A 14,332-nucleotide genomic window follows, 5' to 3' on the forward strand; every position below is an offset into this window, starting at 1 on the left:
TTTATAATGGCACATCCTAAAAGAAAAATTTCCAAAACTAGGAGAGACAAAAGAAGAACACATTACAAGGCAGTTGCCCCAACTTTGGCTACTGATTCCACGACAGGCGAAATGCACTTGTACCATAGAGCACACTGGCACGAAGGAAAATTATACTACAGAGGCCAAATTCTAGTAGATAAAACAGAAGAAGCAGAAGCTTAATCCTGCTCTTTTTTAAAATATAACTCCCACCTCATTTAGAGGTAGGGAGTTTTTTTTCGTTTTAAGGTCAATATGTTCACTGAAGCCATACGAACATGATTTTAAGACCCTAAGGTTTTTTTAATATGATTTTTTCAAAAACAGGTTGTTTTTAAGTAGAAAGTCGATGAAAATCACTAATTTTCACAACTTTTGACGTGTTTTTGAACGTTTTTTACACAAAAGCAATTAAAATATGACCAAAATAACAGCAGCTATTACCGCTGTGGGTGGCTATGTTCCCCAATTTGTACTTACCAATCAAATGCTTGAAAGCATGGTAGACACCAATGATGAGTGGATTACCAGCAGAACAGGTATTAAAGAAAGAAGAATATTGAAACCCGAAGAGGGTCAAGGAACGTCTTTTTTGGCTATTAAGGCTGCGCAGCAACTAATAGAAAAGGGAAATGTAAATCCGCAAGAGATAGACTTGGTTGTTGTGGCTACTGCTACCCCGGATAGTATGGTTGCTTCCACGGCTGCCTTTGTAGCGTCAGAAATAGGAGCTACCAACGCCTTTGCTTATGATTTACTAGCTGCTTGTTCCAGTTTTCTTTTTGGAATGTCTTCAGTGGCCAGTCAAATAGAATCGGGTCGTTACAAGAAGGTTTTGTTAATCGGTGCCGATAAAATGTCTTCAATTTTAGATTATACGGACCGTACCACTTGCATCATATTCGGAGACGGGGCGGGAGCGGTTCTTTTTGAACCCAATGAAGAAGGTTTAGGACTGCAAGATGAGTACTTAAGAGCAGATGGTTCCGGGCGTCAATTTTTAGGTATGGAAGGCGGTGGTTCTATAATGCCGGCTACTATAGAGAGCGTTAAGGCCAGAAAACATTATATATTTCAGGATGGTAAAACCGTATTTAAGTTTGCCGTTTCCAATATGGCAGATGTTGCCGAAAAGATAATGACCAGGAATAAGCTAACCGATGATGATGTATCTTGGTTGGTACCGCACCAAGCAAACAAAAGAATTATTGATGCCACCGCAAAAAGAATGGGCTTAGATCATTCTAAGGTAATGATGAACATTCAGCGTTATGGCAATACAACCTCAGCTACATTGCCGCTATTATTGAGTGATTATGAAGAACAGCTCAAGAAGGGAGACAAGCTGGTTTTTGCTGCTTTCGGCGGCGGATTCACTTGGGGTTCTATCTATTTAAAATGGGCATACAATTAATTAACCACCACTAAAAACACATTTGAAACTATGGATATAAAAGAAATTCAAAGCCTCATTAAGTTTGTCGCCAAATCAGGAGCCAGTGAGGTAAAACTGGAAACAGATGATTTAAAGATTACGATACGCACTGGAGGCCACGGTACTAACGAAACTACGTATGTACAGTCCATTCCAATGGCACAGGCACCGATGGCACCTGCGATTCCCGCTGCACCAGCTGCAGTAGATACGCCTGCGGCTCCGCCAGCAGCTGAAAAAGAAGAAGCTTCAGAAGACTCCAAATACATCACTATAAAATCACCGATTATCGGTACTTTTTATAGAAAGCCTTCACCGGATAAACCCGTTTTTGTTGAGGTAGGCGATACTATAGCTACGGGCGATGTATTATGCGTTATTGAAGCAATGAAGTTGTTCAACGATATAGAGTCGGAAATTTCAGGAAAAGTTGTCAAAGTATTAGTAGACGACTCATCTCCCGTAGAATTTGACCAGCCACTATTTTTGGTAGATCCATCATAATCTTAAGTTTAGAAGTTTGAAGTCCAACGTTTAATGGGAAGCCATTAAATCAAGTGAACTACGAAACCATAAACTCTTAAACTAAAAAGCATATGTTCAAAAAAATACTAATTGCGAATAGGGGAGAAATAGCACTCCGCGTTATTCGTACCTGTAAGGAAATGGGAATTAAGACCGTTGCGGTCTACTCCAAGGCAGACGAAGAAAGCCTACACGTGCGTTTTGCCGATGAGGCGGTTTGTATTGGACCTGCTGCAAGTAGCGAATCGTATTTGAAAATTCCTAATATTATTGCCGCTGCAGAAATTACCAACGCAGATGCCATACATCCTGGTTATGGTTTTCTTTCCGAGAATTCTAAATTTTCTAAAATTTGTGCGGAACACGACATTAAGTTTATAGGCGCCTCCGGTGATCAAATAGACCGTATGGGAGACAAGGCCACGGCCAAAGCCACCATGAAGGAAGCGGGAGTACCTTGTGTACCTGGTTCCGAAGGATTATTAAAAGATGTTGCCGATGCTAAGAAAACGGCTAAAAAAATGGGATATCCCGTTATGATAAAAGCAACTGCCGGTGGTGGTGGTAAAGGAATGCGTGCCGTTTGGAAAGAAGAGGAGATGCAAGAGCTTTTTGAAAGTGCGGTACAAGAATCTACAGCAGCCTTTGGTAACGGCGGTATGTATATGGAAAAACTTATTGAGGAGCCGCGTCACATAGAAATTCAGGTAGTAGGAGACCAGTACGGGAAAGCCTGTCATTTGTCGGAAAGAGATTGTTCCGTGCAGCGCAGGCACCAAAAACTTACAGAGGAAACACCTTCTCCATTTATGACGGACAAGTTACGCGATGCCATGGGGAAAGCTGCGGTTAAAGCTGCAGAGTATATTAAGTACGAAGGCGCTGGTACCGTTGAATTTTTAGTGGATAAACACCGTAAATTCTATTTTATGGAGATGAATACCCGTATACAGGTAGAGCACCCCATAACAGAGCAGGTTATAGATTATGATCTAATCCGTGAGCAGATATTAGTGGCGGCCGGTGTACCGATCTCAGGAAAAAATTATATACCTAAATTACACTCCATCGAGTGTAGAATTAATGCGGAAGATCCTTATAACAACTTTAGACCATCTCCGGGAAAGATTACCACATTACACACACCTGGGGGGCATGGGGTACGTATGGATACGCATGTTTACAGCGGCTACAGTATTCCGCCGAACTATGACTCTATGATCGCTAAGTTGATTACCACTGCCCAAACCAGGGAAGAGGCCATCAATAAGATGAAAAGAGCCTTGGACGAGTTTGTAATAGAAGGGATAAAGACCACCATCCCATTCCATAGACAGTTAATGGATCATCCAGATTACTTGGCCGGGAATTATACTACGGCTTTTATGAACGATTGGGTTATGGACCCAGAGCCGAAAAACAATTAATTAGAGACTCCGACTATTTTGTCGGAGTTTTTTTATGGTTTCCTTTATAGTATTGCCCAAGGGGACAATACTATAAAACCGGGCTTTCCGTTATATCTTTTTTTGGTACTATTGTTAAGGAAAAAAGAATAAAAAAGGATGCCGCTGCAATCCCTAAAACGCAACCTAAGCCTTAATTAATAATAGCGACCGTACCATGTATTTTAGTATCTTGGATATAGCAATAGAAATGCTGAAATGAAATATTGGACAATTATAATAGGACTACTTTTAACCGTATCATGCCTAAATAAAATGAGTGTACAGACCATTCCTTATAATGCGGAACTAAAAAAAGTGAATTATGCGGATCTTCATTTTAACCCCATTTCATTTACGCAAGTACCAGAGCCTTATTATAAAGATTATTCGCACCATAAAAGCGCCGCTGCAAGAAATTACAAATCGTATGATACTATGGGTTTTAGGGATACCCTATTAGAGAGATTATCAAATCATTTAGCAGATAGCGTTCTCAAAATTTTCTTTTTAACGCCAAAGGCAGAAGCGCTACCATATGAAGGGTTCGCCTACCTATCCAATAAACAAATAGTCCCCATGCATTTTGAAGACGGGAGTAACTTCGGTCTATGGATGGATATCATTTTTGAAAAACAGTATCAAAGATTAGAAGAATATAGAACAGAAGGTCAATTTGAAAGACAACCAGAACTGAACCCTAATCCACAGTTCATGCTCGTATTAGGAAAAGGACAGTTTTCTCAAAAATCGATAAATTCTGGAATGTTAATAGATGAAAGGCCTTATGAAAATATGGGGGACTATCTCTATAAAAATGCACCCAAGCAGTACAATGAAGCAAAAATCGCAAAAGAAAAACAACGCTACATTCAAAAATACAAGGACACTTCCGGAGCTGATATAGACACCGTAGGTTTAAAGAAAACCTTCATCGAATATATAAGCTTAAGAAACTTAAAACCGACCACGTCAAAGAATAACAAAGCCGTTTTTAAGGAGTTTGAATCCTTAACAAGTTATAGGTTTCCAGACGAGTTAAGAGTACTCTGCGATTTACATAATGGTATTGATGATACAGGATTTTTAACAGCGGAAGGAATACTACAAGAGTGGAAGAACTGGAAAGTAATTTATGACGACCCTAATTGGATGTTACCGGATTTAACCGGCAATAGCCATCCAGACGGGAGAAAAACTATTGGCATTTATACCAACCCTTATTGGGTTCCGTTTTTTAGTACGGGAGGCGGTAATTTCCTCGCCATAGATTATGCGCCCGGGAGTAAAGGAACATCCGGACAAATCATTGCTTTTGGAGCAGATGAAACCAAAATCCGGCTGATAGCAGATAATATGTTAAATTTTCTAGACCAATTAAAGCAGGGCGATGAGGTATTAAATAATGGTTTTGATAGATGATTTTAAAAACATCAATTAAAAAACTAGCTGCAAAGTATCAAGTTTTGAGGATTGTTTCTCATTAAGGATGTTATTCCTTTTCGCTTTTCAAAATCTCACCCATACGCTGTAAATCTTTGGTAATGGCATTCAGTAATATTTTAAAATCATTTTGGCTAATGCGATTGCTTTGGCGATTTGGAAAAAGCGTTTCCACAGGAATTCGGCGATTCGCATCAATGGTGAATTGATAATAACTGGTAAGTAGATTTTCCTTGCTATCTACTTGAGGAACATCTAAGGTAACGGGATCATCAGCAGTACTAGCTATATCTGGAACTATCCAAGGGCGACTGTATTTTAGCACATCCAAATCGCGCTTCAAGGTAATATTTATATGGGGTATACGCTTTTCATTGGTATACCATTTATTATGAACAGCGTTATAAGCATCATAGGTCTCTTGAGTGGTCTTCACCACGTTTAGACTATCTAGTGTGCTTGCAATGAATTTGGTCGCCGCAGCATTAAAAGGGAGCTTGGTGCGTAAGGTTTTCATCCCCACATGTATACCGAGCAAGTTGGAGTAGACATCCTCTACCGAAAAGCTAGAAAATTTTTCTGGCATAAAAGGAAGGGTAGATGCGCCATACCAGGTAGAAATTTCGTGCCACAACGAAAAATCATAAGCAATTTTTCCTGCTAATAAAATACAGTCATTTTCATCTAATGTCTTGGGGATGTTCAAATGTAGCTTCTTGCGGCCAGCCTCGTTGCGCAAAGACAAGACAACATCGCCTTTTCCTTTACTATCCATAATTAAGGTATATAAATAGCGTGTCCAATCTATCTGATCTCTAAGGTGGCCTATATCAATAAAACCACCCCTACGGGTATAAACGGTTCCCGTACCTTCGCTTTTGTTACCCATGTAGTGATGGCCCTCCAAATCAGTGATACTTATAACTTGGTCAATATTAACGAAGGGTACGCCCCATAATTTTAAATCATATCCAAAAGCACAACAAGCCCTTATGATTCGCGGAGGAATTTTATTTAGATTAACAGGGCTGTCCGCTTTTTGAGAAGATACCACCGAAGGCTTTAAGATAAACCCTAGGAGTAGCACTAGTTTTAGGCTCGTTATAACTATTTTATGAAAGTAGGGCTTCATACGTACTAGCGGTATACTTATTTTAGATGGTGACGTTTTAATAAATCTGGGTAGAGTTCATCTTCGACCCACATAAAATTTGGAAATATCCGAATGATTTTTTCATAACACAATTTTGCCAATTGTACCTGGTCGGTTGCTTCATAGGCCTGCCCCAGGGCGGTCATGGTGTTAATGTACATCCAGTTATTGACAACCAAACCTTGTTTCTCAAAGCTTTTTATCGCCTTTAGGTAATAGTCGATTGCTTCGGTTTTATCCCCCCCAAAAGCGGCTGGTCGATAGTACATGGAGTTCCCCTTTTCAATATTTCCCTGAATATTTTCCGGATCCAATTCTAGGGATTTATTAATGAATTTCATACTTCTAGGACCTAGGTAGATTGCCTTTAGTTTTGTAATACCGATCGTGAAAGCAATATAGGCTCCTTTGTAGGCGAACAGGGTAGGATTTTCTGGCGAATCTTCTAATAGGTCGTCAATAATAGCTTCGGATTTATCAATGTAAACCTCTGCCGTATCATATTTTTCAGCACCTATTAACCATGCCGTGTACCCGTAATAGTAACTGAGTAGCTCTAACTGTTGGTTTAAATTATGCTGATCGGCATTTTTCTCACAAACCTGCATAATGGTAAGCCACTTGTCCATTTTCCCACGGGAATAAGCCTTGTAAATGGAATCGCGGTAAGAATTCTGAGACCAACCCCATTGCGTTAAAAGCAACAAAATCATCATTACAAGGGCTAATCTTGTAATATGTTGCGACCTTTCCATAGTATTTTTCGCTGTTTATTATTAATGAGTCCTTTAACTATAATGAAAAGAAATACAAGATGTTGTGGCACTGCTAATAAAATGTTTTGGACAACGGATTGTTGGCTGGCCAAACTTACGAATAATCGAATGGATAGTGTACCCAGCATATAGGCAATGAGCCACCATTTTCCCAGATAAAAGTAGACTAGAAATGGCCCTAGGGTGGTTATAAGACCAAAACATACAGTGACCAATTTACTATCCCCGAAGAATTGGAATATATTTTTTGTAAAACCTGCAACGGCGGTGTTTAAATTAGGGTACATACGACAAGAAATATCGTTATCCCCTAAGCACGTATCACTTGCAAGACCTTTTTGTTTATACATTCTAATAATAGCAATGTCCTCTACTCTATGGGACTTAAAACTTTCATGAGGCCATAAGGCCTTATACGTAGCTGCTTTGAACATCATAAACTGCCCGTTGGCGGCCGAAAAAATGACACTTCTAGATTTACGAATAAGAAACAGTGGAAGAAGGCTGAGCAGGATATAGTTTAATAATGGCACGGAGACTTTTTCTCCTAAAGATTTGAAAATTTGTTTAGGAAATACAGAGAGCAGTTGTAGTTCGTGTTCTTCAAAGTGGCTTATACTTCGCTTTATGATGTCTTTATCTACACTTACGTCGGCATCCAAAAATAGTAGTATATCTCCCTTGGCTTGCTGTGCTAGTTGGTGACATGCATAATTCTTGCCCAACCAACCTTGTGGAAGTTCTTTTCCGTTCATAATTTTAATTGGAGCTTGCTTTGCGGCCCAATGGTCTATGATACTTTGGGTATTATCGGTAGAATGGTCGTCGTACACTATTATCTCTAACTCGCTGTATTCCAATTTGGATAGCTGTTTAAGTAATACACCAATGTTTTCTTCCTCATTCCGGGCAGGTATTAAAATAGAAATAAAAGGCTTTGAGGTCATCTGCTTCACATTGGGCAAATAAGCGAAGGAAAAATAGTTGGTCGCCGCTATCAGCAATCTTACGATTACTAAGCTTATCATAAAAACACACAAGAACATGATCATACTGCTCCTTGTTTAATGAAACAGGCTTTGGCAAAGTCGTTAAATGCACTTTCTATCGTTTCTGCAGTAGTATCTGCATGTAGACGATGTGTTTCATAATAGACGCAGATATCGGGTCTGAGTTTTGCTCCGTAATTAATAAGGTTGATATTGAACACCAATTCAAAATCATTTTTGGCCTTATCTAGAATATGGGTAAGCAGGCCTTTTTCAAATTTAAATTCACGCGTGTAAATACTCTTTATTTTTCCCTGTGGAAAAAACAGGAAAAGATTCTCTTTATTCTCCAATAGTTCCACAGCGTAATCAAGACTTTCTAAACTAGAACGTTTTCCCTTGCTAATGGAACAGGCGCCGATTCTTGTCAAAATCATATTTTTACGCAGCTCCTTCTCCAACATCATAAAATTAAACCTTCGCTTATAAACCTTAAGATTTAATAAGATTTGAATAAAGCCATCATAAAATGAAAAATGATTGCTGATCATAAGTATAGGCAATCCTTTGTCTTCGTAATTTCCTAAATACGTAACGCTATCAAAAAAAAAGCCTACTAATATCTTCGTGTAGTACTTAGAGAATTTTACAACGAAATTGTTATGATTGGCGCGTATCATTCTTTAATATTCGTTATAAATAGCAATGATTACAAAAAACCCAATTTGAATAAAGAACAACCAGCGAGCAGGTCTATTCTGCGTATCTATCTTAAATTTTTGAATGGCCCAGTTAAACGCTAAGGCCATAAGAAACCAAACTACATAATTACTTACCGGCGGATCATTTCTTAAAAACGCCCACATGTCCATCAAGGGAGCTACTTTTTCGAGCAAAATATCATATAATACCATAAGTAAGGCAGCACCCACAATAATAGGAATATTTTTAGAAGTGTATTTCGATATTATGCTATTTGAGGCATAGGTTAAGAACATCCAATTGAGACCTATTATTAGGGGCACATCGGCTATCTTAAAACCTAATCCTTCTCCATAAACATAAGTGCCGAATAATTTACCGGTAGCTACTCCAATGACTTCAGTGATAAAACTTAATAGGAAAATGCCAGCCAAAACACCAATGACTTTTGGACTCCATTCTTTGTGATGTGAAAAGATAGCAACGGCCACCAAGACCAAGGTATACGGTGTAATTTGGATAAAGAGTTCATGGGTAAACGGTATCAAATACAAGGCCAGACCAACACAGTAGAAAACTATAAAAGTAATCGGAAGCCCATCCTTGACCAAGTAAGTAAGTATCCGATTCATTTAGATTTATTTTCAAGCAAATGAGTTAAAGTTAACGGTAACAAAAGCAATGAGAAATTATAGAACATATCCTCAAACGGGATGGAAAAAATACGAATTCCCAGAATTACCGCTGGATTATAATCAAAAACAGCTTGCTCTATTCCTGTACCCGTTAAAATACCATTGATAATAAAAAAGGGAATGAGCAAGATAGGATATATGGCTAAATAACGTTGTACAATCTGTCTTGCAAAATAATAGCTGAACAAAAGAACAGCAGGCAAAACAAGAAAGACTACCAAAGTATAGCTAAGGTCGGTGTTAAAAAAAGCTGCCGAAACTGATAAAACTACTATTAAAAAGGTTATGATTTTAGTTGATCGCTCATTAAGCTTGAATTTAGGAAAATGAAATTCAATTGCATAAAAGGAAAAGGCACAGGCATACGGAATAACAAGAAAGAATAAGTATTCTTCCAGAGGCAGCTTATTAATATAAATACCCGAATTATACATAGGATTAAAGAACCAATAACCCAAATGGGTAAATATGATATCCCAGACCACGAAAATAAATAGAGTAATTAGGATTGCAGGAATCAAGTATTTCCAACGTCTGTAAAGCCTAAGATTTTTCTCAAAACTCAAAGCTAGAGGTCCGGCAAGTGAAATTAGAAGTATGATTAAATAGAGCGACATAGTTTGTAATTTTCTTCTCCCCTATGCCAGTGAAAATCTACTGTTATTTGGGGGAGCACTGAGAACTCGTTGCTTAATGAAATGAGACAACGGAAATCGCTGACTTCCTAATTTCTTTAAAGGGTTGTAATTTATATTGACCGTAAGTTTGCTACTATAGGTAAAGGTTACATCCACTCTTTGCTTTTTAAGTTGTTAGCAGTAACCGAACCCTTTATTAAGCAACCCTGAAATCCTTGTTACCGTCTTGTGCGAAAGTAGTAATCTTTTTCAAAATCGCCTATTTTTTTGATTCTACGATTTGCCCATCATATGGTTAATTTAGGCATAGGTCAAAAGCATAATTACTACTGTTTTGGAATATGAATGTATCTTCAGGTTCACTGTTTTGTTGCTTATTTTTGTAGCGTGAACTTAATTATGATGCATTATAGTTATGACGAAGGATGGGTGACCGGTTAGGAAATTAAATAGCTGTAACAATGAAATTTTCAATTTTCATTCTTGTATGGATGCTTTCTTCTGCACTATGGGCGCAGCAATTTCATACCGAGTTTGCCTATGAAAATATGACTATTCAAAATAGTTACCCAAAAGGTGGGCTAAAATATATAGCACCTAATGGCAATACCTATACGTATGTGATTTTTTGGACGCGCATCACTAATGAAACAGTTAGAAAATTAGAAGTAGCAGTTAATTTGCCAAATGATTCATTTACCATACCTTCCTCGCCTCGGTTAAATTTCTATTTTTATTTTCCGAATCGTAAAATGACTTTAGAAAAAGAGTCTTTACCCGATTACGGATTGGATTTGAAATCCTATTTGGATGAAAACTGGAATGTCCCTTCAGATGAAACAAAAACTATTCTGCCAAATACCTCCTATCTCTTATATCATGTTGTGCTATCGGACAAAGGGCTAAACGGCGTTGTCCGAGCAGGTTTCGAGCTACAGGACAAAAAACTTTTTTATAAAATCAATGACCTTGAAATTAATTGTGGAAGCATTAAATTCCTAGATTAGAATCGGTCAATAATTTCTATTCATATACGAAAGGATTAACCAGGTTAATTCTTTGTGGGCTTGTTAAAAAATGAAACACATAAATTTGTAGGATGAATTTTAGTTACTGGGAGCATAAATCTTGGATTTCGAACATAGACTTTACTATTGTTGGTAGTGGTATCGTTGGTCTAAATTGTGCTTTAGAACTCAGAAAACGTCATCCAAAGGCTAAAATTATAGTGTTAGAAAAAGGGATTTTACCTCAAGGAGCAAGTACTAAAAATGCAGGTTTCGCCTGTTTCGGAAGTATTTCAGAAATTTTATCAGATTTAAGAACGCACTCAGAAGAAGAGTTGGTAGACCTGGTTTCAGATAGATGGAAAGGCATAGCAGCCCTGAGAAAAATTTTAGGAGATGAGGCAATAGGGTACCAGCGGCATGGAGGGCACGAATTATTTTTAGAACAAGATGCTGAAATCTATCAAAACTGTATGGAAAACATCAATATGGTAAATGAACTTTTAGCACCGATTTTTAAGGAGGCTGTTTTTAAAACATCAGGAAATCGTTTTGGATTTAATGGAATACAACAACAGTACATATCACATGCTTTAGAGGGCCAGATAGACACAGGAAAGATGATGCACTCCTTAGTACATCTTGCACAGCAATCGGGTATTCAAATTTTAAATGCGATCACTGTCAAAGAGTTTGTGGAAAATGGTCAGGGCGTATCCATTAAGACCAACTTATTGGAGCTGAACACAAAAAAATTACTTATTGCTACCAATGGTTTTGCGAATAGCCTTCTACAGGAAAACGTATTGCCCGCTAGAGCGCAAGTGATGATTACAGAACCGATAAAAGACCTTCCTGTTAAAGGCACTTTCCATGTGCAGGAGGGCTATTACTACTTTCGAAATATTGATAATAGAATTTTACTGGGAGGAGGCAGAAATTTAGATTTTAAAGCAGAGCAAACTAGCCAATTTGGCAATACCTCATTAGTACTGGATAAATTAGAGGACCTTTTAAAAAAGGTAATACTGCCGCACACCCCGTTTAAAATAGCTTATAGTTGGAGCGGCATTATGGGGGTAGGTTCTCAAAAGAAACCCATTATTAAACAAATAGGTGACAATACTGCATGCGGAATCCGTTTAGGGGGCATGGGAATTGCCATCGGCACTACTACCGGCAAGCAACTGGCAAATATTTTTTAAGGTTTTAGACCGTTCATCCGTTTTATGGCATTCTTATCTAGAAGTACGGCAAGCCTTATAAATTCTTTATATATTGCTTGTCCTACAAAAGGTGAAATAGGCATACCCAAACCTTACTATCTTAATTTCCTACAGGCTTGTATATTCAATATCTAGAACATAGTTGAAATACTGTATGAAGAAAAATTATATCATGTGGACAGGTGTTGTTGCCTGTAGTTTGCTTTTTTTAGGTTGTGGCGTAACGCAAAGCAAATACCAAAGATCGTATAATAAAGTCTGGAAAGAAATGATTCAATCCCAGGCCTGGAAAGATTCTTTTAAAAATTCATCCGATAATGAGGCTGCCTTACTTTACGCAAGCACGGAGGATGATATTATAGCCCCAGAAGAAGCGGCAGTTTTTAAATATGAGGCAGTTTTTGAAGAACGTTACAAATCCCTTGTTTCTAGAGCTTATTTTAAGATAATTACCGAGGCAGAAAAAGCAGACGCACGCATCGCAGCAACGTATAGATCAATTACGGAAAACGAGGATGACGAACAAATTTCAAGTAAGTCGTTTAAGACCAAAAAGGAAGACATTACGAAAAGGTACAAGGCCCATAGAGCAATGCTAGAGGGGTTAAAATCGTGGAATATTTTCAGCGAGAACAGAACAGGAGACCTTTCTTATTTTAAGGCTGAAAACAGGTCGGATATTAAAAGGATGATGACCAATGGTGAGGACAGTGAAAAAATGGTTAATTTTTTAGTCTATAAATTGGCAGACCTTTACCACGTTGAAGAATAAAACTCCACTTCCCGAATTAAAGCAACAAGCTTTTAACTATTGCGCTGATTTTGTATTAGGGCGCTTAAATAGACTTCAGAATCAGATAGAAGAAATAGCGCAAGCACTGACCTCCGAGACAAAGAGCAGTGCCGGAGATAAGCATGAGACAGGCCGTGCCATGTTACAATTGGAACGCGAAAAGTTAGGCGTTCAGCTAGCGGAGGCAGAACAAATGCAAGTGCTATTAAAGAAAGTTGAAGCAGCAGCGGAATACCAAACTATTGGGTTAGGTTCCTTGGTCATAACGGACAAACAATCTTATTATATAGCTATTTCAGCGGGGCAATTCTCACACAACGAAGCATCACTTTTCTGTATTTCTCCTGCGACTCCTATTGGCAAGTTGCTATTAGGAAAACGAATAGGAGATACGATTCAGTTCAATCAAAATACCGCTACGATACTCAATATCAAATGAATAGTGTCATGTTTCTAAAGTTTTAGCGTATAGAAATCAAGGAGAATTCCTTATATTGAAAGGAATTAATCAATAAAAACAATAATCATGACAACACAAGATGTAGCCAACAAATTAGTTCGTCTTTGCCGTGAAGGTAAATATGATGCTGCTTACGATATGTATGCAGATGATGCCGTTAGCATTGAAATGCACAATTGGTCTATGGGTGAGCAAGTGACAAACGGGAAGGCTAAAATTTTAGAAGGCTTTAAACAATGGTCGGATAATATTGAGGAAATGCACGGAGGTTCCGTTGGAGAACCAACAGTTGCTGCAAATCATTTTGTAGTGCCTATGAGTAGCGACGTTACTTTTAAACAAGGCGGACGTGTAAAAATGGATGAATTATGTGTGTATGAGGTAGCTAATGGTAAAATACAACGCGCTCAGTTTTTTTACGATACCGAAAATATGTAATGACAAATAAGATTAATCTAATCTTGGCTTTGAGCGGTTTACCTTTTTAAGTGCCGCTCTTTTTTTTGCCTGCAATCGTTTCTCAATAGCACCTCTAGAGGGTTTGGTGCGTTTTCTCTTTTTAGGAAGTAGTAGTGCTTTTTTTACGAGTTCAAAAAAGCGTTTAATAACAATATCCTTGTTTTTGTGTTGACTACGAGATTCATCGCACTGTAATGTAAGCACGTTCTCTTTAGAAAGTTTTGATTTAAGTTTAAAAAATAGGCGGTTTTTCTCCTCTGCGGATAAGCCTTTTGAGTTGGGAATATCAAAAGTTAGTTCTACTTTGGAAGAGACCTTATTAGCATGTTGACCGCCAGGACCACTACTTCTTATGGCCTTAAACTGAAGTTCTTGTATAATACTATTGCTGTCCAAAACGATGTGTCTTGTAGCAAAAATAGGAAATCACTATGTGATCGTACTTATTTTAGGAATTGTTGCCCTATTTATTTTATAAAAACAGGGAAAAGTAACAATGAAAATACAATCAGGGCAAGTGCTAAATGTAAACGTTTCATAACTATGATTTAAAAATTTCAATTGC

At 38.0% G+C, this 14,332-nt stretch carries 17 protein-coding genes; 10 read left to right on the forward strand and 7 right to left on the reverse strand.

Going from position 1 to position 14,332, the window contains the following annotated elements:
* Positions 1-6: 6 nt before the first annotated feature.
* The 5 genes from rpmF (at position 7) to SJY09_RS13965 (ending at position 4,848) form a co-directional block, all read left to right on the forward strand.
* Entirely contained in the window at positions 7-204 is a 198-nt protein-coding gene (gene rpmF, locus SJY09_RS13945) for a 50S ribosomal protein L32 (RefSeq protein WP_396636326.1), read from the forward strand.
* A gap of 235 nt (positions 205-439) precedes the next feature.
* Positions 440-1,435, forward strand: coding sequence for a beta-ketoacyl-ACP synthase III (locus tag SJY09_RS13950; RefSeq protein ID WP_396636327.1), 996 nt, complete (start codon positions 440-442; stop codon positions 1,433-1,435).
* A 30-nt stretch (positions 1,436-1,465) separates the two neighbouring features.
* Entirely contained in the window at positions 1,466-1,960 is a 495-nt protein-coding gene (accB, locus tag SJY09_RS13955; protein ID WP_396636328.1) for an acetyl-CoA carboxylase biotin carboxyl carrier protein, read from the forward strand.
* Positions 1,961-2,052: 92 nt separating this feature from the next.
* Entirely contained in the window at positions 2,053-3,408 is a 1,356-nt protein-coding gene (gene accC / locus SJY09_RS13960) for an acetyl-CoA carboxylase biotin carboxylase subunit (protein ID WP_396636329.1), read from the forward strand.
* A 237-nt stretch (positions 3,409-3,645) separates the two neighbouring features.
* On the forward strand, positions 3,646-4,848 hold the full coding sequence (locus SJY09_RS13965) for an SMI1/KNR4 family protein (RefSeq protein ID WP_396636330.1): 1,203 nt from the start codon (positions 3,646-3,648) through the stop codon (positions 4,846-4,848).
* A 70-nt stretch (positions 4,849-4,918) separates the two neighbouring features.
* On the opposite strand, the gene SJY09_RS13970 is transcribed toward SJY09_RS13965, so the two are convergent.
* Genes SJY09_RS13970 through SJY09_RS13995 form a run of 6 tightly spaced genes read right to left on the reverse strand, consistent with a single transcriptional unit; the run spans position 4,919 to position 9,801 of the window.
* Entirely contained in the window at positions 4,919-6,001 is a 1,083-nt protein-coding gene (locus SJY09_RS13970; RefSeq protein ID WP_396636331.1) for a DUF4056 domain-containing protein, read from the reverse strand.
* 17 nt (positions 6,002-6,018) lie between these two features.
* Positions 6,019-6,777, reverse strand: a complete 759-nt coding sequence (locus SJY09_RS13975) for a tetratricopeptide repeat protein (protein WP_396636332.1) — start codon at positions 6,775-6,777, stop codon at positions 6,019-6,021.
* Positions 6,747-7,850 (reverse strand): glycosyltransferase, encoded by a 1,104-nt coding sequence (locus SJY09_RS13980; protein ID WP_396636333.1) that lies wholly within the window; start codon positions 7,848-7,850, stop codon positions 6,747-6,749. Before SJY09_RS13980 ends, SJY09_RS13975 begins: the two co-directional genes overlap by 31 nt.
* On the reverse strand, positions 7,847-8,467 hold the full coding sequence (locus SJY09_RS13985) for a 1-acyl-sn-glycerol-3-phosphate acyltransferase (RefSeq protein WP_396636334.1): 621 nt from the start codon (positions 8,465-8,467) through the stop codon (positions 7,847-7,849). Before SJY09_RS13985 ends, SJY09_RS13980 begins: the two co-directional genes overlap by 4 nt.
* A gap of 3 nt (positions 8,468-8,470) precedes the next feature.
* Positions 8,471-9,121 carry a carotenoid biosynthesis protein gene (locus SJY09_RS13990; protein WP_396636335.1) on the reverse strand — a complete coding sequence of 217 codons (651 nt, stop codon included), beginning with the start codon at positions 9,119-9,121 and terminating at the stop codon, positions 8,471-8,473.
* The gene (locus SJY09_RS13995) at positions 9,118-9,801 is read right to left on the reverse strand and encodes a lycopene cyclase domain-containing protein (RefSeq protein ID WP_396636336.1); all 684 of its coding nucleotides are present in this window, start codon (positions 9,799-9,801) and stop codon (positions 9,118-9,120) included. The genes SJY09_RS13990 and SJY09_RS13995 overlap by 4 nt, the downstream gene beginning before the upstream one ends.
* Before the next feature lie 482 nt (positions 9,802-10,283).
* Between SJY09_RS13995 and SJY09_RS14000 the strand changes: the two genes are divergently transcribed.
* From SJY09_RS14000 to SJY09_RS14020, 5 genes are all read left to right on the forward strand, one after another.
* A complete protein-coding gene (locus SJY09_RS14000; RefSeq protein ID WP_396636337.1) occupies positions 10,284-10,829 on the forward strand; it encodes a hypothetical protein in 546 nt (181 codons plus the stop codon).
* A gap of 92 nt (positions 10,830-10,921) precedes the next feature.
* The gene (locus SJY09_RS14005) at positions 10,922-12,034 is read left to right on the forward strand and encodes an NAD(P)/FAD-dependent oxidoreductase (protein ID WP_396636338.1); all 1,113 of its coding nucleotides are present in this window, start codon (positions 10,922-10,924) and stop codon (positions 12,032-12,034) included.
* Positions 12,035-12,209: 175 nt separating this feature from the next.
* A complete protein-coding gene (locus SJY09_RS14010) occupies positions 12,210-12,827 on the forward strand; it encodes a hypothetical protein (protein ID WP_396636339.1) in 618 nt (205 codons plus the stop codon).
* Complete coding sequence (locus SJY09_RS14015) at positions 12,817-13,287, forward strand: 3-oxoacyl-ACP synthase (protein ID WP_396636340.1); 471 nt, start codon at positions 12,817-12,819, stop codon at positions 13,285-13,287. The genes SJY09_RS14010 and SJY09_RS14015 overlap by 11 nt, the downstream gene beginning before the upstream one ends.
* 87 nt (positions 13,288-13,374) lie before the next feature.
* Positions 13,375-13,746: a SnoaL-like domain-containing protein gene (locus tag SJY09_RS14020; RefSeq protein WP_396636341.1), complete on the forward strand. Its 372-nt coding sequence runs from the start codon at positions 13,375-13,377 to the stop codon at positions 13,744-13,746.
* Between the two features lie 12 nt (positions 13,747-13,758).
* Here SJY09_RS14020 and arfB read toward each other — a convergent pair whose 3' ends face one another.
* A complete protein-coding gene (gene arfB, locus SJY09_RS14025; RefSeq protein WP_396636342.1) occupies positions 13,759-14,163 on the reverse strand; it encodes an alternative ribosome rescue aminoacyl-tRNA hydrolase ArfB in 405 nt (134 codons plus the stop codon).
* Positions 14,164-14,332: the final 169 nt, after the last annotated feature.

Origin of the sequence: Maribacter sp. R77961 (assembly GCF_044594925.1) — a bacterium.
Classification (GTDB): domain Bacteria; phylum Bacteroidota; class Bacteroidia; order Flavobacteriales; family Flavobacteriaceae; genus Maribacter.